General features: G+C 45.4%; 14 protein-coding genes, 2 tRNA genes and 1 rRNA gene. 2 read left to right on the forward strand and 15 right to left on the reverse strand.

Annotation, left to right across the window (positions count from 1 at the left end; translation table 11 throughout):
* Window positions 1–427: 427 nt before the first annotated feature.
* Genes wecB through KQI32_RS05550 form a run of 4 tightly spaced genes read right to left on the reverse strand, consistent with a single transcriptional unit; the run spans window position 428 to window position 4,881 of the window.
* Window positions 428–1,579: a non-hydrolyzing UDP-N-acetylglucosamine 2-epimerase gene (wecB, locus tag KQI32_RS05535; RefSeq protein WP_216424248.1), complete on the reverse strand. Its 1,152-nt coding sequence runs from the start codon at window positions 1,577–1,579 to the stop codon at window positions 428–430.
* Window positions 1,566–2,660 (reverse strand): glycosyltransferase family 4 protein, encoded by a 1,095-nt coding sequence (locus tag KQI32_RS05540; RefSeq protein WP_216424249.1) that lies wholly within the window; start codon window positions 2,658–2,660, stop codon window positions 1,566–1,568. The genes wecB and KQI32_RS05540 overlap by 14 nt, the downstream gene beginning before the upstream one ends.
* A gap of 18 nt (window positions 2,661–2,678) precedes the next feature.
* Window positions 2,679–3,677, reverse strand: a complete 999-nt coding sequence (gene trpS / locus KQI32_RS05545) for a tryptophan--tRNA ligase (RefSeq protein ID WP_216424250.1) — start codon at window positions 3,675–3,677, stop codon at window positions 2,679–2,681.
* 19 nt (window positions 3,678–3,696) lie between these two features.
* On the reverse strand, window positions 3,697–4,881 hold the full coding sequence (locus tag KQI32_RS05550; RefSeq protein ID WP_216424251.1) for a PLP-dependent aminotransferase family protein: 1,185 nt from the start codon (window positions 4,879–4,881) through the stop codon (window positions 3,697–3,699).
* 225 nt (window positions 4,882–5,106) lie between these two features.
* Here KQI32_RS05550 and gltX point away from each other — a divergent pair, with 225 nt between their 5' ends.
* Window positions 5,107–6,561 carry a glutamate--tRNA ligase gene (gene gltX / locus KQI32_RS05555; RefSeq protein ID WP_216424252.1) on the forward strand — a complete coding sequence of 485 codons (1,455 nt, stop codon included), beginning with the start codon at window positions 5,107–5,109 and terminating at the stop codon, window positions 6,559–6,561.
* A gap of 163 nt (window positions 6,562–6,724) precedes the next feature.
* Here the strand turns inward: gltX and KQI32_RS05560 are convergent, their stop codons facing one another.
* The 8 genes from KQI32_RS05560 to KQI32_RS05595 form a co-directional block, all read right to left on the reverse strand.
* On the reverse strand, window positions 6,725–7,069 hold the full coding sequence (locus KQI32_RS05560) for a hypothetical protein (RefSeq protein ID WP_216424253.1): 345 nt from the start codon (window positions 7,067–7,069) through the stop codon (window positions 6,725–6,727).
* Between the two features lie 70 nt (window positions 7,070–7,139).
* Complete coding sequence (locus KQI32_RS05565) at window positions 7,140–8,411, reverse strand: hypothetical protein (protein WP_216424254.1); 1,272 nt, start codon at window positions 8,409–8,411, stop codon at window positions 7,140–7,142.
* Between the two features lie 21 nt (window positions 8,412–8,432).
* The gene (locus KQI32_RS05570) at window positions 8,433–9,554 is read right to left on the reverse strand and encodes a class I SAM-dependent RNA methyltransferase (protein WP_177691449.1); all 1,122 of its coding nucleotides are present in this window, start codon (window positions 9,552–9,554) and stop codon (window positions 8,433–8,435) included.
* Between the two features lie 20 nt (window positions 9,555–9,574).
* Window positions 9,575–11,752 carry an AraC family transcriptional regulator gene (locus tag KQI32_RS13575; protein WP_216424255.1) on the reverse strand — a complete coding sequence of 726 codons (2,178 nt, stop codon included), beginning with the start codon at window positions 11,750–11,752 and terminating at the stop codon, window positions 9,575–9,577.
* Between the two features lie 285 nt (window positions 11,753–12,037).
* Window positions 12,038–14,671 carry an S-layer homology domain-containing protein gene (locus KQI32_RS05580; RefSeq protein WP_216424256.1) on the reverse strand — a complete coding sequence of 878 codons (2,634 nt, stop codon included), beginning with the start codon at window positions 14,669–14,671 and terminating at the stop codon, window positions 12,038–12,040.
* Window positions 14,672–14,689: 18 nt separating this feature from the next.
* The gene (locus KQI32_RS13580) at window positions 14,690–16,417 is read right to left on the reverse strand and encodes an S-layer homology domain-containing protein (protein ID WP_216424257.1); all 1,728 of its coding nucleotides are present in this window, start codon (window positions 16,415–16,417) and stop codon (window positions 14,690–14,692) included.
* Window positions 16,418–16,436: 19 nt separating this feature from the next.
* Window positions 16,437–20,153, reverse strand: coding sequence for a heparin/heparin-sulfate lyase HepB (gene hepB / locus KQI32_RS05590; protein ID WP_216424258.1), 3,717 nt, complete (start codon window positions 20,151–20,153; stop codon window positions 16,437–16,439).
* Between the two features lie 19 nt (window positions 20,154–20,172).
* Window positions 20,173–23,970, reverse strand: a complete 3,798-nt coding sequence (locus KQI32_RS05595) for a cadherin-like beta sandwich domain-containing protein (RefSeq protein WP_216424259.1) — start codon at window positions 23,968–23,970, stop codon at window positions 20,173–20,175.
* A gap of 802 nt (window positions 23,971–24,772) precedes the next feature.
* On the opposite strand from KQI32_RS05595, the gene KQI32_RS05600 reads away from it, so the two are divergent.
* Window positions 24,773–26,329, forward strand: a complete 1,557-nt coding sequence (locus KQI32_RS05600) for an extracellular solute-binding protein (protein WP_216424260.1) — start codon at window positions 24,773–24,775, stop codon at window positions 26,327–26,329.
* A gap of 142 nt (window positions 26,330–26,471) precedes the next feature.
* Here KQI32_RS05600 and KQI32_RS05605 read toward each other — a convergent pair.
* The 3 genes from KQI32_RS05605 to rrf form a co-directional block, all read right to left on the reverse strand.
* Window positions 26,472–26,547 (reverse strand) — tRNA-Lys (locus KQI32_RS05605).
* A 3-nt stretch (window positions 26,548–26,550) separates the two neighbouring features.
* A tRNA-Gln gene (locus tag KQI32_RS05610) sits at window positions 26,551–26,627 on the reverse strand.
* 118 nt (window positions 26,628–26,745) lie between these two features.
* Window positions 26,746–26,862: ribosomal RNA gene (gene rrf / locus KQI32_RS05615) — 5S ribosomal RNA — on the reverse strand.
* Window position 26,863: the final 1 nt, after the last annotated feature.

Consider the following 26,863-nt stretch of genomic DNA (forward strand, 5'->3'; position numbering starts at 1 on the left):
GTGATTTCAAAAAACTTTTTCTTTTGGGATTCCTTTTTCCCTGTTCTAAAGAAAATACAGACCATTGCCCGCTCCGGATTTTTCTGTTCTGGCACGTCATCGTTTTTTCGTTCTGAAAACGGCAAGCTCACCTGATTGCTTCTTTTTTGTGCCGCTCTGCAGACATTTTCCTGCAAGAAAAAAGAATGTGAATATTTTAACAGAATGAAAAAGAGACAACATAAGGGAACACAAATGGTTTTGTGCAAAACCCTGTTAGTCAAATGCAAAATTGCTCCTGCACTTGACTAACCGGGCTTCTGCCCGCTTTTCATTTCTGTTAAAATCCACATTCTTTTGGTATCGCTGAGCCGCAAAAGCAGCTCAGCATATCATTCTTTTTTTCAGCAAGATTTCATTCGACGCTTTTGCGCGCAGCAAAACCGTTTCAAACAATATAGTCCTCCGGCCGTTTCTCAGAAATGCCAAAGGCGTACAGAATCGCGTCCACTGTTCTTCTGGAAGCGTTGCCGTCCCCATAGGGATTGACCGCCTTTGCCATCCTGTCGTAGCTTTCCCTGTTTTCAATCAGGTCGACCGCCATATCCAGAATGTCCTGTTTGTGAATGCCGGCTATCTTTGCCGTTCCGGCTTTGATCGCCTCAGGGCGCTCCGTCTCATTCCGCAGCACCAGTACCGGCTTTCCGAGAGAAGGTGCTTCCTCCTGCAAGCCGCCGGAGTCGGTCATCACCATATAGGCCCGATCCATCAGATTGTGCAGCTCCGCCACATCCACCGGCTCAATCAGAAAGACATTGGAAAGTTCACCGAGAATACCGGTTGCCGTCTCTCTCACCGCAGGATTCAAATGCATAGGATAGATAATCTGCACCTCGTCCGCGTACCGCTGCGCAATCTCCTTCAGCGCAGAACAGATATTTCTCAGCGGCTCTCCAAGATTCTCGCGCCGGTGAGCGGTTACCACAATCACCTTTTTCCCGAAATCCACCTGTTCGATTTCCTTTGTATAGAATCGATAATTTTCCGATACGGTGGTTTTCAATGCGTCAATCACCGTGTTACCCGTGATAAAAATATCCTCTTCCTTGACATTTTCCAAAAGCAGGTTCTTTTTGTTGTTCACCGTGGGAGAGAAATGCAGATCGGTAAGCCTGCCAGTCAGCTGACGGTTCATCTCCTCGGGAAAAGGGGAATATTTGTCATAGGTGCGCAGCCCGGCTTCCACATGCCCGATTTTCACCTGATTATAGAAAGCCGCCAGAGCCCCCGCAAAAGTTGTGGAGGTATCTCCGTGAACCAGGACGATATCCGGATTAGCATCCTTGATCGCCTCGTCAATGCCTGCTACGGCACGCAGTGTGATGTCCACAAGCGTTTGGCGGGACTTCATGATATTCAGATCATAATCCGGTTGGATATCGAATATTTTTAAAACCTGATCCAGCATTTCCCTGTGCTGGGCGGTCACCGTGACGATGGATTCCACTTCCTCACGGGATTCCAGTTCCTTTACGAGGGGTGCCATCTTGATGGCCTCCGGCCTTGTCCCAAAAACGGTCATTACTTTAATCTTTTTCATTCTCGTTTTCCTCTTTATTCTCTTCTTCGTTTAAATTGTCAATATACTCTTTGGCAATACTCTTGTTTTTCGCATAAATGCCGCTGCAAAAGCCGAACAGCACCATGGCGATGATCAACACAATCGCACGGTTCAGCCCCTTTGTGATCAGCACAACTGCTGTAAAAGACAGCATGCTGGACAGCGTGCAAAGCATGGTCACTGTCTCTCTCTGTGAGAAACCTTTGTCGATCAGCTTATGGTGCAGATGCCCCCTGTCGGCATGCATAATCCCCTGTCCTTTCGCCAGCCTTCTTAAAATGGCGAAGGAAGTATCAAACAGCGGGAGCCCCAGTACGATAATGGGGATAATCAGAGAGACCAGCGTGTAACCCTTGAAAAATCCTTGAATGGACAGAGTGGACAAAATAAATCCCAGAAACAGCGCTCCTGTATCTCCCATAAAGATCTTGGCCGGATGTTGGTTAAAAGGGAGAAATCCAAAACAAGCTCCTGCAACTGCAACCAGAACCACTCCGATATGTGGAATATCCATCACGATCGTTAAAAATACCAGTGCCAGAGCGGAGATCCCCGAAATGCTGGCTGCCAATCCATCCAGGCCGTCAATCAGGTTCACTGCATTGGTGATCAGAATAATCCACACGAAGGTTACCGGAATCGACAGAAAGTCCAGATTGATCAATTTTCCTCCCATTGCAAAAGGAATGGTAAAGAAATCGATGCGCACGCCGCCCCAGATTACCACAATCGCAGCCACAATCTGTCCGATCAGTTTTACAACAGGCTTGAGCTGATAGATATCGTCCAGTATTCCGACAATGACAATGATAAGCGCTCCCACCAGAATCGCAATCAGTTCATGATCAATAACGCCGGTGAAGCAGGCCACACTCACAATAAATCCCAAAAAAATAGCTGCACCGCCCATACGCGGAATTGGTTTTTTGTGCATTCTTCGGTTGTCCCTCGGAACATCCACCGCATTCAGCTTGAATGCGATCACCCGTACAATCGGTACGGATGCGAAGGTGATTAAAAATGCCAGTGCAAAACCAAATATCAAATTATAATCAACCATACCGTTTCACCTATTTCATCAGGTTCTGTCGACAAAGCCCAGCTTCCTGTATACCTTTCTGAGTGTTTTTGATGCAAGCCGGCTGGCTCGCTGAGCTCCCTTCGTATATACTTCCTTCAGATAGTCTTTATTGTTCATCAGTTCGTTGTATTTCTCACGGATTGGCCGCAGCCCCTCAGCAACTGCTTCGCCAACGGCCAGTTTAAAGTCTCCGTATCCCTTGCCCTCAAATTCCCGTTCAATTTCCTCAAACGTCTTATCTGTCATAATCGAATAGATAGACATTAGGTTTTCAATGCCGTCCTTGCCTTCCCCCCGACAGATTCTGGTGTCCGAATCGGTAACCGCGCGTTTCAGTTTGCGGATAATCACTTCAGGCTCGTCCACAATGGAAACATACCCATTGGGGTTACTGTCCGACTTTGACATTTTCTTTGTCGGATCCTGCAGGCTCATGATTCTTGCACCCACTTCGGGAATATAGGGTTCCGGAATGGTGAACACATCACCGTACAAGCGGTTAAAGCGCTCCGCCAGCACCCGGGTAATCTCCAGATGCTGCTTCTGATCCGCCCCCACCGGCACCAGATTGGCCTGATAAAGCAGAATATCCGCCGCCATCAGAACCGGATAGACAAACAATCCTACTCCCACACCGGTATCCTTCGCATTCTTGGATTTATCCTTAAACTGTGTCATGCGGGACAGTTCTCCCATGTAGGTGGTACAGGTCAGCGCCCAGGACAATTCCGCATGTTGCGGAACATGAGACTGGAAAAACAGCGTTGATTTTTCCGGATCCAAGCCGCAGGCCATATACAGGGCAAGAACCTCATAGCACCGTTTTCTCAAATTGACCGGTTCCTGCGGTACCGTGAGTGCATGCATATCCGCAATCATAAATAGACAATCGTATTCATTCTGCAGCTTCACCCAATTTTTGACCGCTCCCAGGTAATTTCCGAGTGTCATGATCCCGGAAGGCTGCAAGCCGCTTAATATCATTTTTTTATCCATTAATTCAAATCCCTCTTTGCTAGATATTTTTCAGTGCTTCCGCCATTAGATGGATCCCTTTCACGATATTCTCGTCGGAGGAGGTGGAATAATTCAGGCGAAAGAAAGGCGTTGGCGCGTCAATATCCGTCATAAAGTTGCAGCCGGGTACAAACGCCACATTCTGATCAATCATCGGCTTGACCAGCTTCGCAGAGTCCACATCCTTATGAATGGTGCACCAGATAAACAGACCTCCCTCCGGTCTTGTATAGGTCACATATTCCGGGAAGGTTTCATCCATCTCCTTTAACATCAGGCTGCATTTATGCCCGTAAAGCGCTCTCGCTTCCTGCACGTGTTCGGAAAAAGAATAATTTTTCAGCCATTCATAGGCCATCGCCTGGGAAAGCAGATTGGTATGTACATCGTTTACCTGTTTTAAAACGGTAATCTTCTCGCAAATCTTTTCATTGGCCACCACAAACCCGATTCTCAAGCCAGGGGAGAGAACCTTGGAGAGGGAACCGACATAAATCACATGTTCCCCTGATTCATCCATCGACTTGATGGTGGGCACGTCCTCCCCTGCAAAGCGCAGCTCGCCGTATGGGTTATCCTCAATAATCAGCACATTGTGCCGGATACAGATTTCAAGAACCTCCCTGCGTTTCGCCTCGCTTGCCGTGATTCCGGAAGGATTCTGAAAGGTGGGGATGATATACAGTAATTTGATATTCGGATTGGCGGCCAGCGTGTCCTCCAGCATTTTCGTGTCAATGCCGTCGGGCTGAAGCTCAATGCCGAAAAGCGGCGCTTCATAGGTACGGAACGCGTTCAGCGCGCCGATAAAGCTGGGGGTTTCGCAGGCAAGGCCGTCCCCTTTGTCCAAAATCGCCTTTGCGGCAAGATCAATCGCCTGCTGCGCACCGCTGGTGATAAGCAGCTTATCTCCCTGCTTCAAGATTCCTTTTTCTTTCATCTGTTCCGAAAGAATTTCAGCCAGAGGCGCATATCCCTCTGTGATTCCATATTGTAAGTACAGCCCCGGGTTCTCCGTCAAAAGACGCTGGGAGATCTCCTTGAGCTCTTCCACCGGAAAGGTTTCCGGCGAAGGATTCCCCCCCGCAAAAGAGATGACGCCCGGTTTCTGCATCATTTTAAACATCTCGCGAATGGCGGAGCCCTTCACGCCGTTCATTCTGCCCGCGAAATTATATTCCATGATTTCATTACCTCCAAAGCACGGCCCGAAAACGGGCCGGCAGATTCCTTTGATTTGACTGCGGTACGGCTTGAAACCTCTGCGGTCAAAAAAATTGCTCTTTTTAGTTTATCACAAAACAATATACTTGACAATATCTTTGGATTAATTTAATATATTTATATAGGTATCAGAGGCAGTGAATCTGTTCTGGTATATCCTGAAAGAAACCGGAGGAAAATAGAAATGGCAAATGAGATAAGAACCCGTTTCGCCCCCAGCCCCACCGGCTATATGCATGTGGGAAATCTGCGGACGGCTTTGTATGCCTATCTTCTCGCAAAGCACGATAACGGAACATTTATTTTAAGAATAGAGGACACCGACCAGGAACGCTATGTGGAGGGAGCCGTCGACATCATCTTCAATACGCTTAAAGAGACTGGTCTCGTTCATGACGAAGGGCCGGATGTAGGCGGAGATTATGGGCCTTACATTCAAAGCGAACGGCGTGATATTTACAAAAAATACGCACAGCAGCTGGTGGACAGCGGACATGCCTATTACTGCTTCTGTGACAAGGAACGGCTGGATAAGCTGAAAAACCGCAATGAACAGTTGAAACAGCCCAATAAATATGATAAGCACTGCCTTCATCTCTCCAAAGAGGAGATTGAAGAAAATCTGAAAAACGGCGTGCCTTATGTCATCCGTCAGAATATCCCCAAAACAGGGACAACCTCTTTTGAGGACGAAATTTTCGGAAAGATTACGGTGGACAATGACACCCTGGATGATAATGTACTTTTGAAATCCGACGGACTGCCCACCTATAACTTCGCAAACGTGGTGGATGACCATCTGATGGGCATTACCCATGTTATCCGCGGAAACGAATATCTGTCCTCCACCCCGAAATACAATCTATTGTATGAAGCCTTCGGATGGGAGATCCCCAAATATATTCACTGTTCTCCTGTTATGAAGGATGCGCAGCACAAGCTTTCCAAGCGGAACGGCGACGCCTCCTATGAAGATTTGAAAGCAAAAGGCTATCTGACCGAGGCGATTCTGAATTATATCGCTCTTCTGGGATGGAGCCCTCAGGGGGAGCAGGAAATTTTTACTCTGCCAGAGCTGGTGGAAGCCTTTGAAATCAGCGGCATATCCAAGTCTCCCGCCATCTTTGACGAGCAGAAGCTGCGCTGGATGAATGGGGAGTATATCCGCAAAATGAGCCCGGAACAGTTCTATGAACTGGCTCTTCCCTATTTAAAGGAAGCCGTCAAGCGGGAGGATATCAACTTAAAAGAGATTGCGGAACTGATTCATACCCGTACCGAGGTTTTGAATGACATTCCCGAAATGTTGGACTTTATTGATACATTGCCTGAATACTCCACCGATTTATATACTCATAAAAAAATGAAAACAAATCCAGAGAACTCGAAGGAAAGTTTGGAAAAAGCGCTTCCGGTGTTGGAAAGCATTGAAAACTGGACGATGGATGAAATTCATGAAAAGCTCTTTGCGCTGATCGCAGAGCTGGAGGTGAAAAATGGTCTGATCCTGTGGCCGATCCGCGTCGCGGTTTCCGGCAAGGCGTTTACCCCCGGCGGCGGCGTCGAACTTGCCGCCATCCTTGGCAAGGAAGAAACCATCAAAAGAATCAAAACCGGCATTGAGCTGTTGAGCAAATAACAAATGTATAAAGAGACAAAAAAGACAAGGGGATAGCAGTTTTGCTATCCCCATATAAAATTTTCTGATAATATCTGGTTTTGTTTGAAATTTCCCTATGTAAATCCTAGTCGACAGATTCTAAAAATATCACTTTTTCAGTGAACTCAACCCTTCCTATCCTTTAATCCTCTAATCCGATTGACTTCACCTCCAATTTGCTATCAAAAGTGACATAAAAGCCCCCTCCGATATCCACATTAGGGTTCTGTAATATCAATGACCATGCATCATTTTCTATCTGATATAAATTAGTTTGATACTTTTTATCATCCTTTTTCGCATAGGGGTAAGCCTTATAAATTATTTTTTTCCCTTCTTGTATATATAATTTTTCATCACTATTTGAATATAATATTATTTTTTTAATCTGTACTTGATATTCTACCGGCAAGTAATGATAAACAAAAATCGGAAATATCAAAAAACTCAAAAAAATTATACCTAACCGATTTATTCTTCTTTTCATATTAAGTTCCTCCTAGCAACTAGTGAATATACTAGAAGATCAGCAGATCGTTCTGTTTTCCCTATCCTTTTTATCCCAGCCAACCGTTCAAAAGAGCAATCGTTCCGACCAAGTTCACACCCGTTCCCCATAAAAACAGTGGAACAGAAATGATTTTCAAATCGGAGGAATCTTCCTTCTGCAGCACAGTCAATGCGAATAAAAGCACCGGCAGAGCATCTACCGTATAGCGGTTTCCGAACTGCCAGCCGCCCATAGTGGCGTGAAAACAGGTTAAAAAGAACTGGAGAAAAATCAATGCAACCGCCAGAAGCAATTCCCGCTTTCGTACAGCACATCTCAAATTCTTCACGAAATATACCGTGAACATCAGAAAAACAGGGCTAAAAATCCAGAAGGCGCATCCGTTAAAAATCGGGAACCGCACAATGCCTGCCTCCACCGCCGGCAGCGCCCAGAGCTTTCTCCAGTTTTCTCCCAGATAAGCGGCACTGAACTGCCCCTCCGGTTTCTCCGCTGCAAATTCCGGCAGATAGTCATGGCCAAACTGAAACACGTTTCCGAACCGCGCATAATTGAGCCCCATCAGTAAGATGCCAACACAAAGAGGAGGAATTATCCACCACCAATATTTTTTCACACTTTGTATTATGGAGAGGTTATTTTTCCGAAACTTCCCGTACAATAAAAAAGTGATAAGCGGAAGGAAAACAATTTGCAGCGGCCTGCACCCAAAAGCCAATGCGAAAAAGAAAAGTGGAATCCATCCGTCGCTTAAATCCCTGGTCATTGCATGGTAAAGGGCAATCAAGGTGAACGTAAAGGAGGCAGTTTGTGCAAAATACCACACATCCGCACTGTAGCCGATATGTAAAAAGTTGCTTCCAACCGTGAAAAACAGCGCCCAGAATATCGCCCAACCACCTTTTCTTCCGGTTATCCACATCATTTTCAGAGCATAGAGCGCACCAGTCAATCCAATGCTGACAGAAATCAACGTATCCGGTGGATTTCCTCCGAACAGAAAGCAAAAGGGAAGCAAAATAATGGAAGGCACAGGCGGAAAGCTGACGAAAAATTTTCCGCCAAATTCGGCAATCTCCAGATGAGAATAGTTCTGTCCCAGGTCGAGGTGACCGGAAAGCCATCGATTGGCCTGCAGAACATAGGAATTGTATGTGGCAGGCTGAAACAGCGATTCTCCCGTAAAGCACCAGATAAGAAGATACACGCCAAGCACGCCGCACAGCAATGTGAGAATATCGGTATACCGTTCTTTTTTGGAAATGGAAAAGTTGATCTCTTTCGGGATTTTCTCCCTTTGCAAAACCCCATTTTGCATATCTATCCCACTTCTTTCTTTTTATCTTTTCGGAAAATATTGATACAGATTGCATTTGATCATGCCATTGTACAGCTTCCGCCTTTTGTTCGCCTTTTCCCCGAAGAAATATTCAAACTGCTCCAACGGTGTCAAAGCATACAGTGACCAATGGTTCAGCCGATGGTAAACCTCTCCCATCTGCTTGGTGATCTGCTCGCAGTCATCCTTTTCCAAAAGCCGTTCCCCATAGGGCGGGTTGCACACGATGGTGCCATCCGGTTCTCCGCAGACAAAATCCTGGACAGCCTTCTTCTCCACCGTGACCAGCTGGGATATCCGTGCTTTTTTGCAGTTTTCTTTGGTCAACTCCACCGCAAAAGGATCGATATCGGAGGCAAGAATCCGAAGCTTGGTGTCCCGAATTTCCTCCTGCGCCTCCTCCCTTGCATCCCGCCACATGGTCTTGGAGATCTGAACGTACTGTTCCGCCGCAAATTTGCGGTACAAGCCCGGCGCAATATTTTTGGCAATCAGTCCCGCTTCAATAGGAATCGTCCCGGAACCGCAGAAGGGATCCGCAAATATTCCATTATACTTAAACCGGCTCAGTATAACCATCGCTGCGGCAATCGTTTCCTTAACAGGCGCAGCGTTGGAGTGTTTGCGATACCCTCTCTTGTGGAGTCCGTCGCCGGAGGTATCAATCATCAGGACAACCTTGTCCTTAATGATGCTGAATTCAATCTGATAAGTGGTTCCGTCTTCCGGAAGCCATTCCTGCCCATACTCCCGGCTCAATGCCTCCGCCACGCTCTTCTTGATAATGGACTGGCAGTCGGAGACACTGAAAAGCGTAGAACGGTTGGTAAACCCTTTCACGGGAAACGCGCCGTTCCGCGGAATCCACTCAGACCAGTCGAGGGCTTTGCACTGATCAAACAATTCATCAAAGGAGAAGGCTTTGAATTCCCCAATCTTAATATAAACCCGTTCTCCTGTGCGGAGCCACAGATTTGCACGGCAGACTGCCTCATAATCTCCCAGGAAGGTAATCCTGCCATCCTCCACAGAGGTGGTGTCATAGCCCAGCCTGCGGATCTCATTGGCGCAGACCGCTTCAATTCCAAATAATGTTGTTACAACAATCTCAAACTTTTTCAAAAATCATACTCCATTTCTGTTTATCCCTCTTTGCGGTAAGAAGTAGGGGAAATTCCAGTGTATTTTTTAAAAGCCGCATTAAAGGTTACCTGATTTTGGTAGCCTACCTGCTGGCTGATCTCGCCGATGGACAGCACACTGTTTTTAAGCAGCTGTTTTGCTTCCTCAATACGCAGCTGTGTCAGATATTCATTGAATCCCATCTCATATTCCCGCTTAAAGTAATAAGAGAAATATTTGGGTTTCATATTGAAGTGGGTCGCTACCTTGTCCAAGTATAACTCCCCTTTATAATTGCGGTTGATGTATTTCAGAATCTCCCCGATATCCTTGACATGGGACTCATCCTGCAGTTTTTCCATCACCAGATAAACCATATTGTAAAAGCTGTTGCAGACGCCGTCTGCATCCAGCTCAGCACTATACCGTTTCAAGCTCTGAAGAAATAGTTTTTGAATTCCTTCAATCTCCTCGTTGTTTTTTGTTATTTTATACACCAGCTCCATAAACACGATGTCAAAATACTGTACCAGATAAAATAGTTTATAATAGGAAGGATTTTCTTCTATCGTTTCTTCCAGCTGTGTCTCAAAATATTTTTTTACAGCTTTCCGGTCACCGGCGGACAAAAGTTTACTTAATTCTCCGCTGATATTTCCCGGCATAGCATGCAAATCCACCGGACGGAGCTGTTCTAAAGATACCAGCCTTTCTCGGATACATACTTGATCCAAAGAGGCGTTCAGCTGCTGGTAAATACTCTTTGAGAGACTGAAGTTTGTAAAGATCCGGCTGTACAGCAGAATCAATCCTTCTTCCGTCCGCTCCTCCAGCCGGTGAAGCATTTCGAAAAACGGAACGGCCGCCTTTTCCTCTTTCATATGATAAAACGGAATGAGTCCGAAAAATTTGTGTCCTCCTTCGGAAATCACAAGGGATGAAAACCCCTGACAGTTTAAAAATTGTTCGATTTGATTTTCTGGATACTCCCCTCTTCTCACTGCGCAAAACATTCCAAAACAATCCGCCTGAAGGATATCCTCCAGATAATCCTGCGCGGTGTCCCTTTCTTCCGTTCCTTTCAAAAAAGCGGAAAAAGCGGCTTTTTTCAGAACAGCTGTGTTTTCATTCATCCGTATAATATTTTTCTTCAGCCTTGCTATCTGCGCCGGAAGCATTCCAACCGACAAAGATTCCTCCTGTGTGCCAAGCTCTTCGCCGGCCAGCTGCAAAGCCTGCTCTTCCGCTTTAAGCCGCTTTTGCAGAACCAAAAATACCAGGGTTGCGCCTCCTATCAGAAGAAGATAGAAAATGAACAGAACCATGCCGGTATAGTAGCTGGTTTCCACCGAGAATATCATATTCTCATAATCAAACCATTTCATATACTGAAAATGACCCCAGAAGGTGTTTTTCACCGACTGTACATTGTTTTCCAGCTTTCCGATATCCATCTTTGTTCCCACATCGTTCAAACTGTTTGATATAACCAGGCTGCCCTCATGATTATATAAACTGACCTGCATCTTAATCTGCTCATCCGTAATCGCACAAAATTCAATGAATTTCTGTTCATTAATCAAAAGCAGAATGCCAGTATGAAACACCTTATAAATTTTGGGGACAATGAATATGCGAAGAACGCCCTCCCCATTGTAGTTAAACACCTGGTTGAATTCCCGCAACGGAAGAACCGTCGGCGCATTGTAATCGTAAAAGATATTTTCAAAGTATTCTCGGTTATAATCCGTGTCCGTATAGTCGTAGTTAAAAAATTTCTCGCTGGAAATAATTCCTTGGGAAGTGATGTAGTCCGGTTCATCCTTCTGAAACAGCAACATTTCCTGAATAAAAGGATTATACACTTTCAGATTTTTGATCTCATCAATAATATGAATCAAATCCTCCACTGGAATTTCGGAAAAATTCTGATCCAATATTTTATTATTCTCACTGACCAGCTGTTCGCCACTTTTTAAGATATTGTTGAGCTGTTCGAAAGCAATATACATATTCTTTTCCACAATCTTTGACTTTAACAGGTTGTCCTCCAGAAGTTCCCGACGAATCAGAATATTTGAAATACTGTACAGCAATGTGAGAAAGATAAGAGCTCCCACGAAGGCGATGCGCAAATTGTCCTTTGCGCTGACACGGAATTTATGAAAAAATTTTTCTTTCCAATGAATTCTCTGCACCTTTCTACTCTCCCTTCTCTGCTATCCTTCTTTATTCTATAATACTTTTTGTGTTTGTGCAACTAAAAAATAAAGGGTTGCACGCCGCCGGAATAAATTTGGAACGAGTCCGCTGTAATCCCCTCAAAAGAAATGCCGAAAGGAAAATTTCCTTCCGGCACTTCACAAAAAAGAATGGACAAATTTTATTCCTCTGCACAATGAAATGTTACGATATTCCATATGGAATGCCATCAGAATATTGCATTCCAATGTTCTTAAAAGTTCTTGGCATTTTCTAATTCCTTAGCGATTCGTGAGGCTTTCCTTCATAACATAAATTTCTCTTCCAGCCCCGGCTCTCGTCCTTACCACCACCCGATCGAGAAGCTCTATATCTTCGGTTTCTCCCTTTCTGACCCGGATTTCGCCTGCATTCCGCGTTACAATATAGATGGTATATCCGTTGCTTAGACGGTGGCTCTCCTGCAAAACCGCTTCCTGTTCGCCGGCAACCGCTTTTTCAAAGCCAAGGCGAATATAGCCATCACGGATACAGGTTACATAAGCCGCAACGATCCTGGAGGTAGCGCCGTAATAATTGGAGGCGCTCTGATTTCCGTGAGAGGTAGTGAATATCCATTTGTCGTTAGCGTAGTCAAAATATCTTTCTACACTGTTTACTTTCCCCTGGTCATTTAAGGAAAGCCGTACAATCTCTCCCTTTGCCGGTATCTGCGCCTCAGAAAGGGTTTCAGCCACAAATGCTTCCTGCAGCTTTTCCGCCGCGTAATATTTGATTTTCGTACCTATCTCACCGGATTCTTCAACCGCCTGCACCACATTGGAGACAACGGCCAGGGCGTCATCAAACGCTACCTTTGGCGGTATATTTGTTCCCACAACATTTACAATATCCACAGTCTGTTTTGTTTTTGAAGTATTGTAAAATTCAATTTGATACTGCTCGTTGACAAAAGCAGAACTTACAAATATCTGAAAATCTTCCGCGGTTTTATCCTGCAGATCTCCATCCGGCACCTTCAACAGCCAAGTGTTGCTGTCCACATTGGCCACACCGTCAAAATTAGACGCTGACGGCGCATAGCGCAGAGAGGAAGCCGGAACGGTTCTATATAGTTTTGCATCTTCGGAAAAATCACTCGCTGCCGTGTATATCTCTCTGATTTTCCCCTCCGCATCCGGTTTGTACAAAATAAACTGGGACACACCGCGATCGGCAATGCCCTGCACGTTTCTATAAGTCAGCGCATCGGTTATCGAGGCAACATCTGTTCCGCTTATATACTTCACCCCGTTGATATACAGATTCTTTGCAGCTTCCGCAACAATCACATTTCCGCTTCTCTGAAATATTTTCAGCTGGAGCGTCTGCTCGATTCCCGCTTCAAACCGAAGTCCCATCAAAACCGCCTGCCTATACATTCCGGAAGTGCTCTTTTCTGCATAGGCTATTGTCCCCTCCACACCCAGATAGGCTGTCACATTATCTCCTACGGAAAGTGTGTTCTCATCGCTTTCCGAAAAGCTGTCCGACAGAAGGAACGCCTGTGTTCCAATATGGTAATACGCACCTTTTTCCCCGGATGTTATCTGCGAAATCTCACCGCTTTTTGTCTCATTGCTCACAATGCACTCCAGATATTCCGGTGAACGGAGCACATTCAGTATATTGATTTTTCCAATGGAATCGTAGTCGAGAAGCCTTCCCATGCTGTCCCGGAATATCACATTGTCATACGCCTCTAAATCCAGTGTTTTATCTCCTTGCTTTTTATCCCGGATGATTTTGCCGGACGGCGCATTGTCCAGTACAATAAAGGTTTCAAATTCATTGACAAAGACCACATCGTACCGATTGTCATTGTCATTGTCAACCATCCGGATATATCCGTCCTTCAGATTCTCCAACTGGGATAATTCATAATCAAACCGGAAACTGCCATTGTACACCACTTTTCTGGTATCGCTCACGGAGGCTTTCCATTCTTTTCCTTCGCTGTCATAGGTCACTTTGCTGTCTTCCGTGCCCAGAATGTCTTTTCCATCCAGGGATAATTCTCTGTTTTTGTTATCCAAAGACACGATGCTTAACAGGCTGTCATCCTCCTTGTTATAAATGGCCTCGGCATACATTCCCAGAAATTCGGTTTCATATCTTCCGTTTTTGAATAATTTCTTGTCACCGATAATGATATATTCCGCTCCTGTGTCTGGAACAAATGCAATTTTGGTATATCCGTTGGAGAGAACAACGCCTTGAATGATATCCATTTTCAAATACTTTGAAAGGATCGTATTTCCTCTGGTTTCCAATTGGGTGCTGCTGCCGAAAGAGGTTTCCTCCAAAAGCTGAACGTTAAGGGAATTGTATGCCAGCTGAGCGATCTCCTCTCTCAGTATCTTTTCGGAAGCGTTCTTTTTGATGCCTTTCAGAATAGTGAGCTCGTTGGCTTGAGCCAGAAAGCCGGTGGGATATCCCCCTTTGTTTACCGCCAAAGGGTAATACCCCAAGGCGCAGACCATGATTTTCACTGCCTCCGTGTAAGAAATCGGCTGATCGGGACGGAAATAACCGTCACCGTATCCCTCCATCAATCCCAGATAAATACAGTATAAGATGCTGTTCTTTGCAAAGTGCTCCTCGGGCACGTCATAAAAATAGGGATTGGGAAGAATGATTTGACCTTCCTCTGAACCAAACAGCTTTGCCATAACCACTGCAAATTCGCCCCGGGTCATAACCTCGTCCGGCCGGAAACTTCCATCTTCATATCCCTTTATAATCCCTATATTGGAAAGATGGGTCACGGCTGTCTGATAAGATATAGCCTCCTCATCAGAAAAGGAAGCGGCTCCGGCGGGAATTGCCGAAACCAGCAATGAAACTGCCAAACATAAAACCAATGCTCTTTTCATTTCTTTTCTCCCCTCTCCTCAGTTTTTATAGTTTAACACTCTGTTCATCAGCACTGCCACTTCTGCTCTTGTGGCATTGCTCTCCGGCTGAAACTCCTGCTGATCATTCCCGCTTACCAGGGAAATGTTTTTCAGCATAATCACACTGTTGAGCGCATAAGGGGCGATGGCGTTCTGATCGACGAACAATCCTCCCGTCTTGACGGAATCCAATCCTTCTACCAGCTTCAAATTAACCATGGCACGGTATATGATCACAGCCATATCCTGCCGCGTAACTGGGTCCGCCTTGCCGAATCTTCCATCCTCGTATCCCTTGACCATCTCGTGCTTTTTCGCACTGGCCACATAGGGATAACTCCAATCTTCCTCCGTGAGATCAGTAAAGCTGCATTTTGCGTTTTCATCCATCAAATGAAACGCGGATACAATGATCTTTGCAAATTCTTCTCTGGTGATATTGTCATTCGGTGCAAAAATTCCTTTTTCTTTTCCGTTTATAATTCCCAATTCAAAGAGAGAGTGGATCGATTCCACGGCCCAGGGCACGGAGACCAGATCGGTAAATTCGCCCTGTCCCGGTACAACCGTATCCGGCTTCCCCGCCGTCGTTGAACCTCCGGTTCCTATGGAAGTATTTGGACCCGAAGGATTGGCCGCTCCCGTTCCTCCGCCACCGGATGGAGAGGCGGTGGGCTTCCCCACTTCGTTCATCAAAGCGCTATAGGCTTTCTCATATTCCGAGCGAAACGATGCAATCGAATTGATTTTACCACTGTTTTTCCGCATGGCATTCAATATACTGTCCACCTGCAGCTCGGTCAGCGTCTCATAATTTTTCAGTTTGATATAGTCATTGTTCTCTTTTAAAACCGGATGCAGCTTTGCATTGCTCATGCTGGAAAAAGCCCCTAAAATCACAGCTTCATTAAAGGTGTCTCTCACCTCTTCGAAAGAGCTGTATGGTTTCCCGGTCCATTTTGAAATCGCCGCATTCCGCGCGACAGCAGGAAGTGTCAGGAAAGAAGAATAAATATTCTCCGCTTCCTTCTGACTTCCGAGATTGAAGTATCCCTCTTCATAGAAAGCGATCAGTTCCATAATATCACTCGGAGCACTCTGATACTGCAGAAAAGCTAAAATATGCTCCTCATTGTAGATACGGTTGATGTTATCAATACGGAAGGTTCCGGAATGCTTCTTAAGCCGTTCCCCAACCCCGGTTTTACCGGCTGCCGACATTCGGTCAAAAAATTCGGTATACAGCCCCAGATCCGCAGAGTAAGTGTCCACATAGCCCGCTAATGTGGAAGCCGAGGCGTTCGCTTCATTAAAGTGTGCAATGATATCGGTATAAAAGCTTTTTTCCTTGATGGAAACCTGCAGCCGCTGTTTGTCATCCAGCCCGTTGAACCGTATTTCCACCATGTAATCGCCTGCCTCGGCAAGAGTGAATGCAAAGGTATAGTTTCCATCCGCGGCCGCAGTGGTCTGATCCAACGCCTTTACCGTCTGGTCATCATAAACAGTCGTCCCAGCTGGCACAGCAACCATTTTTGCTTCCCTGCCGGCAGCTGCCGGCAGGGCTCCCCTCAGGCTGAAATGGTGATAGATATATTCCCCGTCGTCCTCCCGCTCTACCGTATAAGCCAGAGAACTCTGGCTGTCCTCCGCCAGAAGTGTGGCCGGAACACTGCCTAGAATCAGCGTCAGCGCGATACAGCAGGACAAAAATTTCTTTTTCACGCGTTTCATCTCCCTTTTTCTATTTATAGATGTAAATTTCCTTCAAGGAGTTCCAGTTGTTGATACTGTTGCCGTGCCCAACAATCTTTAAGTATTTTGCTTCCATTGTCTTTGGCAGCATAACGGTTTCAAATCCGTCCGTTACACCATCCGATTCTCCGTCAAAAACTTTTGTCCACTCTTTCCCGTCAATTGACACCAACATCTCAAAACGTTCTTTGCGCTTGTTCCCGCTGTTCCAGTATAACTCTACTTTGGAGACGTCGCTCACCTGATCAAATTCAAGCTGTATCCATTCGTCTGTCCCGCTGGCCGCCCAGTATGTATTCAGATTGCCGTCCACAGAACAGAAGCCGTCCTCACTGTCATTCTGACTGCTCCAGGTTACCATAGCAATGTTAACCCTGGAATCATCCTGCGGATTAAAGATTCTGGATTTGTCCTCCTCGCTGGGGATTCCTACCTTTTCGATAAACGCGCACTTCGCATAATTAACCCATCTCACTTTTGTGCTTATGGAGGAGGCTATCCGCTCGATCGGCATATACAGCCGCCCGTCTCTCTCCGTAACTGCAGCCTCCAGTTTTACCTCCTTCTGCTTCCCTTGTGCATCTGTAATTCTTGCTGTATCACTGTTTTTTTCCAAAATCGTGGTCACATTTTTGACCGTTACGGATATTTTGTCTCCGGCCGTCTGATAGTCAAACTGCAGTTTATCGAAGTATTCTTCCGCATCCAAAAACAAAATGTTATCTTCTTCAAAGGGCTTATGCTGAAAGGTTTCAAAATAAATACCAATTTTTATATCGTATGGATTTGATTCATCCTTCCTCATATTGTTGATATAGTTCAAATCCTTTTCCTTTAGGTTTTCTTCAAACTGCCAGGAAAGCTGATATTCTCCCGCCGGTGCTGTAAAACAGATGGAGTCCTTCTCCTCCGTCACGGTATCGCTGGCAACCATCTGGCCATCCTTTGTCACATTCCATCTCCCGGCTTTCAGGCCGTTGACAATATACATGATATCGCCTTCGCCCTCCGCTTTTACCGAAAAGTCGCGGTACATCTTCATTTTCGGTTTTCTCAAGAAGACCGCACGATCCTTGATTTTAACGCCGACATAGTCCTCGTCCTGCTGGATCAATTCCGCTTCCATCGGAGCGATGGCGTCGTTGTTTTCACTGACCTGTATGACATTGAGAAAATAGTCCTGCTGTTCACTGCTGCCCGGAGACACTTCCAGCCTCCACTTCCCGGAATCCTGCCATTGTGTAGGCGGTACGGCAAGCTGGTTTGCTCCGTTCACATCGAATTCATGTCCCGCTCCGCCAACCTTGCTGAGTACGGCATTGGAAGGAAGCAGCGTCGTATTGATCATTCTGCCGTTATAACCCCATTCGGTTCGCTTGACGGTGGTGGTATTTCCCTCAATCTGAGGCTCCTCCTGAGAGTGCAGCAACCAGGTCTTTTTGAAGGAGGAATCGGATGACTTGATATTGTCAAACACAATAAGAGCACCCGGATAATCCTCGTCAAAGAAATTTAAGAACAGGAAAGTCCGGTCGTAATCCTCCACCTTCTCCGTGTAGGCAGAAGCCAAGTCGCCTTTCAGATAGCTGTAAGCCGGTTTGTAGGCATCCGGTCCAAAATTATAATTGGTTGCCTTGCCTTGCTGATATTCTGGCTGCATCAACTCCTCGTAAGTATAGGGGATATCACCCCCGCCGCCTTTCTGACCGCCGTCATTTACAGTGCTGTTATTATAATTGATTATCTCATTGGGATCATATACCAGCATACAGTTATGCGCAATGGTGCGCTTGTGATAGTTTTTGTCATGATTGCTCCCATAGGACAAGGCGGTAACGGGTACTCCGTCAATGGAAAAAGGGGCGCTTTTGTACATTCCGGAGTCCAAAGCCAGTTTTCCCTTGTAATAAATATCAAAATGTCCGCTGTCCAGATGCTGATGGTTTAAAAAAGTTCTGGCACCAGCATTCATTTTGACCATCATCGCATTGGAAGATTTCCCCTCCTCCCAGGAGGTTTTCGCTATCATCGTTCCGAGAGGATCATCAAAGTATGCTGTCAGGGGCAGGCCGTCCGCGTCGGCTACCCCAACCGATGGATCGTTGAGAATCAGGTGCATCGGCGCCGTCACGCCGTATCTTCCTACCGCAACATTTTGGGCACTGGGCTTAGATTTAAAGAACAGCTTGCGGATATAGGGATCCTTATAATAGTTTCCCGCCAGAAAATAAGAGTCCGACGCATTGTTGTAAAATCCGATAGAAGATGAACTGGAGCAGTCACCCGTATTCAGAAAGCGTCCATCCGGCAGCCGATCATACATCGTTCCATAGAGAACATGAAGCTGATCCCGGGTATATACCTCCTTCAACCCCAACTTGTCAAACATGATCGTGCTGAGCACCTCATAGGGATAGCGGAAAGGACCGTAATCGGTTCCCTCGGTAAACAGCTGTGCTCCATAAGCATAATTTCTTGCGGTTATCATCTCCTGAAAAATTCTCCCCGCAATCAGGTTGTAAACCTCCGGATCCTCATCGTAAAGCGCGATCCCCATAGACAGCGCGTCACGGAAGGTTTCCGCCTCACAGCCATGTCCCGTCACAAAATGCTGTTCTGTCGGAGGCCAGCTAATCTCCATCCGCTCCGCATGGCGCAGCATCTGGACACGAAATTCCTTTTTGTCATCCTCTGTAAGAAGATCATAGCACCAGTCATAGGCACATGCCGCTACATAGATCGCATATCCGGTATGGCGAGTGATATCGTCCGCACCGGTTTTAATATTCAGTGTTTTCAGATAATTCTTTGCCACCGTGATGGCTTTTCTGCCGTTTTCCTCCGTGCCGTTGACAAGATAAAGAAAGGCGTTTGCCTCGGCGCAGCCCACATATTTATCCTGCTCGTTGGTGTTCCGGTAAGGCGCGGTAGGCGCCAGCGTTCCATCCGTATCCAATGCGGCGATCTCCTGCACGAACTTCCACATTTCAATATTCTCCGGATGTTCCAAATTTTCACGCACTTTGGGCAAATCTTCCTCCGTAACCAAAAGTCTCGGATGCTGACCAACCGTCGGCGCTACCGGGGGCAAATTGAAGAGCAGCTGCTCCTCGCCCGGTCTTATTTCGGGTGCTGCAGAGGCCTCTCCCTCCGGTTTATAGCTGAGATTATTGGTTATAACCACCTTGTCTATCATAAACAGGCCCTCCTTGTATGCCAATTTAAACAGGTTGTCTCCTTGCTCCAGACTGATATTCGCCAGTCGGATCCAATACCATTGTTTCTTTGTAGACAATAGTTTCACATCATAGATATCGTTGTTCGTCGCGTAATAAATCTCATCCGATGCCCAGTAATCCGCGCGGGCATAAAGCCACACGGAATACACATCTTTTTCGGGCGCCGTCAAGTGGAACCCCAGTCCATAGTCCTTCACTTCGGAAGGATCGGTGAAAACTCCATATCCATTGGAGGACATTACATACGCACCGCCGAAGGATGACGCGTTCGGTACGATTTCAAAAGAATCTTTCCGCTCAATACGCGGATCCTCCGCTTCAACGGAAAGAAACCCGTTTGAAAGACTTATGGTTTCATATCCGGCACTCGTCTGTTCGCCGGATGACTCCGACGCCGACGCGAAGGGGGCCGCCGTGCTTGTCAAACAAGCAGCAAGCAGAATCGCAATATATCTCTGTTTCATCATCTCTTTACCGCCGTCCTTTCTATTGAATCCACTCGATAATCACCGACGGGCACGTGAACAAATCGTTTTGTCCCCCGATTGAAACGGTAACTTTCTGTCCTTTCGGCACCTCCACCGTCTTTTTATACAGAACCAAATTTGTTTTGGGAGCGATCGGCTCTGCGCCCTTACCTTCCACCCATTTAACGGATAGATCGGTCGGAATAAATCCGGCGGCTTCCGCCCACGCTATATTTGCATAGGAAGGAGCGTTTGCATACAAGAAATAATAAATGTTTGCCGTGCAGTTGATGTCAAACGTCATTAGCCCGCCATTGGATCCATCCTTCACATAAGCGGCATTTGACTTGGCATCGGTTTGACTTCCCGAAATGATTGTCTGCCCCAATAAATTTGGGGGGATATCAATCAAATAGGTTTCCCGGTCACTAATCAGCTTTGTTTTACTTATCAGGTTCGTATAACGGTAGAGATCCGATCCGCTGAGTTTATCATCAGCAAATACCGGTTCCTGAATATTGGTATCAATTGCAGTGACGGCTTTCGTCACATTTCCAAAATGCATTGTCACATTCGTGACCTCAGGGGTTACCGGTTTTTGGATGACAAAGTGCAGAATATATTCTTTCCAATTGCTCCCGTTCTCGGAGGTCACCCGCACTGTCACATCATTTCCGTTTGTCAGTACCTCTACGGAAGCTCCCCCCTCAGATGCCTGCGCTGTCACCTCCGGGAGTTCCGTCTGGCCCTCTGGAAGTTCAATTGTATATTCTGTTATATCCCGGCTAAACTGTTGGAATATCTGGCCGTCCATGGAAATAAAGCTTAATTCTGCAACGGATTTTGCATCAGTCCACTCTATCACGATGCTCGGAGAAGTAAACGCTCCGTCACATCCTCCGATATGGACTGTCTGCATGTTTCCTTCCTCCACATTGACTGTTTTTTTGTAAACAACCAAGTTTGTTTTCGGCTGGGCTCCCGGATTCGCCCCCTCTACCCATTTCATCTTGATATCGGTCGGCACGAATCCGGCGGTCTCCGCCCAAGGAATGTTCGTATAGGACGGTGACGTTGCATAAAGGATATAATAGATATTGGCACTGGCGTTAATATCAAAGGACAGGATACCGCCGTTATTCTTATCTTTGATAACCGGTCCGTATACCTTATCCTTTGCAGCAGACTGGCTGCCAGCAATCATCGGGCAGCCAACCAGACTGTCCGGAATTTCCATCAGATAGGTATTGCGGTCATAAATCAATTTGGTAGAGCTCTCCACATTGGCAAACTCGTAATAACCAGTATCCTCCGGTTTTCCAGCTTGAAACACGGGATTCCGCAAATCGGTCAGAGCATTGGCTTTGATGTCTACGTCATTGGGAGCTTCCTGTGTACCGTAATGCATATAGATATTGGACACCGTGGGGATTACAGCAAAGGTAATCCGGTAAGTTTTTGATACGGTTCCATCCGCTGATGTCACCGTAATCACGGTTGTGTTATTATCTGCTGATACCTGTACCGATGCTCCTTCCACAGTTGGAACCGCTGTGACGTCCGGCATTCCGGATGTTCCTGCCGGGAAAGGCTGTGTGTAATTTAAAATGTCTGTATGAAAATCTTCAAAAGGTGCTCCATTTATCTTTATCTCTTTTAACTCCGCTTCCTTTTCCGGATAGAACCATTCAATTACTGCAATCGGAGAGGTAAACGTGCCTTCCGCACCGCCGATGTTGACCGTTTTTGTTCCGCCTTTTTCCACCTTTATGGTTTTCTGAAATACAGTCATTCTGTCCGCGTGCGGAACCGCGCCTGCATTGCCTCCCTCTACCCATCCGGACACGATATCAGTCATCTCATACCCCTCTTTTTCCGCCCATTTCACTCTTAAAAAATCGTTCTGTTTCCCGGGGTAGATATAATAGATATGCGCGCTGTTATCGATTGTAAAGCTGAGCACCTTGCTGTTGTTTCCGTCGATACAATACGACCGGTATGCTCCGCCTTTGGAGGAGCTGGCCGCATCCTGACTGCCAGCGATTATGGTGCTGCCGATCCACTGCTGAGGAATATCAATCAGGTATGTCCCCCTGTCATAGACCATTTTGGAGCAAGCGCTCACATTGGTATGATAACTCCCGTCACTCTGTTTCGCATTTAATTCATAGTATCCCTTATCATCCGGTGAACCTGTCATAAAAGCAGGCTCCCGAATATCCAGGTTTCGTCCTTCTTCGGTGATGTCCTTGGAAACACCGCCCTCCCCATACAGGGTTATATTGCTGACAGACGGCTGAAAATCGCGGAATTGAATGGTATACTCATTCGTTTCTTTCCCGTTGATGGAAGTTACTCTGATGATAGCCTTTTTATTCCCCTCATCTTTCATCACAGTGATCTGCGCTCCTTCTGCCAGCGGTGTGACTTCAATTTCCGGGATGTCCAGCTGCGTAGCAGAGAGCATATATTCATACTCCATGATATCGGGAGAAAAACCGTCAAGCGTTCTGCCATCTAGAGTAATATCTTTTAGCTGGGCGACATCTTCCCTGGTTTTCCACACAACAAAAGCGATAGGCGTGGTAAACGCATAGTCATTTCCGCCAAGGGTAACCGTCTGTGTTTCGCCATTCTCAACAGTCACCGTCTTTTTAAAGACAGCTCCATCCCGAATTTTAGGCACATCGATTGCCGCCTCTATCCAATTCGGAAGATTTTCAACATACTGAAAACCATATTCGGCAAGCCATGGGGCATGGGAAAGCAAACTGCTCTCCGTTCCTTTTGCTACCATCATATAATAAATATCTGCCGTTGCATTTAAATCAAATGTCATTAATTTCTTATTATTTATATCTTTAATCTGAGCCTTTTTCTGGGCATCTCTGGTTTCATTCTGGCTTCCTGCTATCACAGTACTCCCCAGAAGGTACTCTGGAAGATTTATAAGATAAGTATCCCTGTCGTATACACAGCGGGTAAAACTTTTCAGATTGCTGGCTCCGAAATGCAGAGCGCCCTCCGTTATACCATTCGGTACCGGATTCACAAACTCTGGATTTTGCGCGTTGTTACTCACAGCAGAAACAGTGAGATCCGTTGTACCGGATGTATAGTGCATAATGACATTACTCACAGCAGCATCCTGTCTAGAAAACTGTATCCGATAGCTTTTATAGGCTGATTTGTCACTGGAGACAACTTTAATTTCCACTTCGGACGGAAATTCCTGCTTTATAATCTGCACATCAGCTGCCAGATCCCCAGTGACCGCCTGAATATCCGGATAATCCAAACTGGAAGCCGGCAGGATTACTTTATATTCAGAAATTTCCGGTGAAAAACCCTTCAAAGGGATCCCGTTAAGCAGAATATCGGAAACATTTGCATTCTTCGAACCGAATTCCGCACTTTTGGAAAGAATGGTACTTCCCTCATAGCTTTCCCACAAAAAAGCCTTCAGCTTTCCTCTTTCCGGCTTGCTTCCTGTTGTCACCGAAACCTCCATCGTGATCTCTTCACTTTGAGAAACACTGCTGTCATAAGATTTCAGACTTTTTAAAAAACCGTACTCATAATACGCAAGAATGAACGATGCTTTCACATCTTTCCCCGCAGTCCCCTTGGCAGTCAGCCGGGCAGTGACCTTCGAATTGACTTTCAATTGACTCAGTGCAGTTCCTTCGGCATCCAGAAAACTTATCTGTGAGGTCCGCAAAACGGGTTCTCCAATTTCTGAAGCAAAGGAAACCAGGGAAAAGACAAGTAAAACGACAATGGTTATACTCAGGGCTCTGCAATACCTTTTTTTCATAGTTTCATCCTCCCTACATTTCTTCATATTCTCATTATAGCGGTCCTTTTCCTGCTATTCAAATATAAAAATTCATTTTTTATCATTTATCTTTTTCCTGTTTTAAAATCCTTGAAAAGCCACTCCTGTCTAAGATCGACGAAAATGGATTTTTTATAAGTCGCGATTTTTTATAACAAGATAAAAACTTTCCGCATTGCAGAACAGGAGCATCGCCCTCTCTTGTCGCAACCGCTTACAGAAGCAGGATGCAATTTTAGCAAGACGATAAAATATACTTTTTCTTCATTGCTCCCATGACGCAATGACAGCATGACAGTATGCACACTGTTCTTCCAATAAATTCTAATCCAATTTTAATGACCAGACATTCTTTTATGGAGTAATAGGAAGTATTTGCTGTGCCAAAGCGATAGGAAGAGCGCTTTCAATTCGTAATTCTCGTCTCATGCGAAAGGAGTGATATAGAAACAAAAGTCCAACGCATTCCATTACTCGTCGGATAACGTTTTTTAGAGTGAAATATGCAGTTAAAATTTTTCCGCATTTCAAATGAATCTTTCTAATCTATAAATGAAAAGAGGGCTGCTTTTATAAAAAATCCATAAACACTTCAATTCATCGTGCAGAAAGATATTTTTTCTTTTCCAAATCCTTTTTCTTCTGTTATAATAACCTCACGAAGCTCTAAAGCATTAAAAATGCCAAGTGCTTCGGAGAATACTTGAAACATAATATGGCGGCGGTATTTTACTTTCCCTGTTGCCGTGGTGTGATAAATCTTACTTAGGAGAATGACAGAATGAAAAAGAAATTCTTACCGTTTATTTTGAGCGGTGTCCTTGCATTAGCCGGTTGTATACAGCAGCAAGGCTTCGATTACAAAGAACTGAATAAAGAATTAAATGGGCTGACAATGCCCATTGATCGGAAGAATACCAAGATTACCATGCTGACCGAATCGACAAATACCAATTTGAATGATACGATGTTTATGAACCGGCTTCGCGAAATCACAGGCTTGAATATAGAGCTAATTTCTGTAAATCTTGCAAACATAAAGCCCAAACTTCAATCTATGATAGCCAGTAAACAGCTTCCCGACATTTCACAGTGCTTTCTAGACGACTTTGATATTTATGAACTCGCAAAAAATAATACTTTGGTCCCCATCGACGAGTATCTGGACATTATGCCTAATTTCAAGAAGCTATATGCGGACACCCCGGAAAATACCCGAATGTTTACGGAATATCAGCAGTATGACGGCCATCTGTATCAAATCAAAGCATACGGCTATGCCAGAAAAATCAACCATTGTTTCATGTATCGGAAGGACATTTTTGAAAAAAACGGGATAAAGCCATGGACAAATACAGAAGAATTTTATCAGAATCTCAAGCGGCTGAAAGAGATATATCCGGCGTCTTACCCCATGTCGGCGAAGCTCCAGATGGAGTTAACGAATTACTTAGGAGCGCAATGGGGTCTCCGGGATACAAACTTTTATTACAACTGGGACACTCTGAAATGGCAATATGGAAAAACCAGCGAGCCCATGCGGGATATGATGAACTTTCTGCGAAAACTTTATCAGGAGCAGCTGCTGGACAAAAATTTTCTGACCAACACACCATCCGACTGGACAGCCCAGATGACAACTGAGGAAAGCTCTTTTGTCACTCTGGATTGGGTTGACCGGATGGATATGTTTAATGACGATATGCAGAAATCCAACCCGGAATATGAGATGACCGTTGGCTACCCCATTGGCCCGGAACGGCGATACCGTTCTATGGACCGTATTAATAGTTCTTACAGCTATCTCGTTTCCAATAATAAAAACAAAGAGCTCTCTCTAAAGCTCATGGACTTTCTGATCAGTGAAAAAGGTGCAGAGCTTGCCACGCTTGGCGTAGAGGGAGAGTCCTTTCGCTTCAGGGATGATATGAGTGTGGAATATTTGGGCTTTGATATCAAAGCGGAACTGAATATTAAAAATCTGGAGAAAAAATATGGACTTTTCATAGCAGGAACAACGATTCGTTTTGATCCCCGCTGCGCTTATTTTCAATATACTCCAAAAACAGAGGAGGCACAAAAATTTGTGGTTGAAAATGATCTTCTATTGCCCAACTACTACAGAACCCGCGTTCCTCCAGAAAATTTAGAAGAGTTCAATCAAATCCAGTCTGATTTGGATAAAGAATTTTCAAAAATCTTTGTGCGTTATGTAGTGTCCGGCGAAAATCCGGAGACCGTATGGACGGAATGGCTCCGGAAAGCCCAAAGTCTGCATGTAGATACCTATGAACAAATTCTCAATGACAAAGTCAGTATTCCGGTTCCCTGTACATAACTTCATGAAATAAGACAAGGCTGTAATTGTCTTGTCTTATATTTCTTGTGTCGACGAAAAAGTCCTGTCAGTTTGGTGTCTGAATAGAAAAATTAGTAAAACAAAAACCCTACAACCTTAGCGGTTGCAGGGTTTTTGTTTGTGGTGAGCCATCGGCGATTCGAACGCCGGACAACTTGATTAAAAGTCAAGTGCTCTACCGACTGAGCTAATGGCCCATATGGCTGGGATAGCAGGACTCGAACCTACGAAATGCCAGAGTCAGAATCTGGTGCCTTACCAACTTGGCTATATCCCAACATCTATTAAAAGGGATATTCTCTTCTTCAGGATGTCCAATATCCCTCTATCATAAAAATGTGTTTCTTTCCTTTTCGTTTACCACAAGAAAACACATTCTATATGTGTATTAAAAAACTCGGCAGCTATCTACTTTCCCGGGCAGTCTCCCGCCAAGTATCATCGACGTGTAAGAGCTTAACTTCCGTGTTCGGTATGGGAACGGGTGTACCCTCTTAGCTATCGCTACCGAGT

The organism is Acetivibrio sp. MSJd-27 (assembly GCF_018918095.1).
Lineage (GTDB): Bacteria > Bacillota > Clostridia > UMGS1840 > HGM11507 > HGM11507.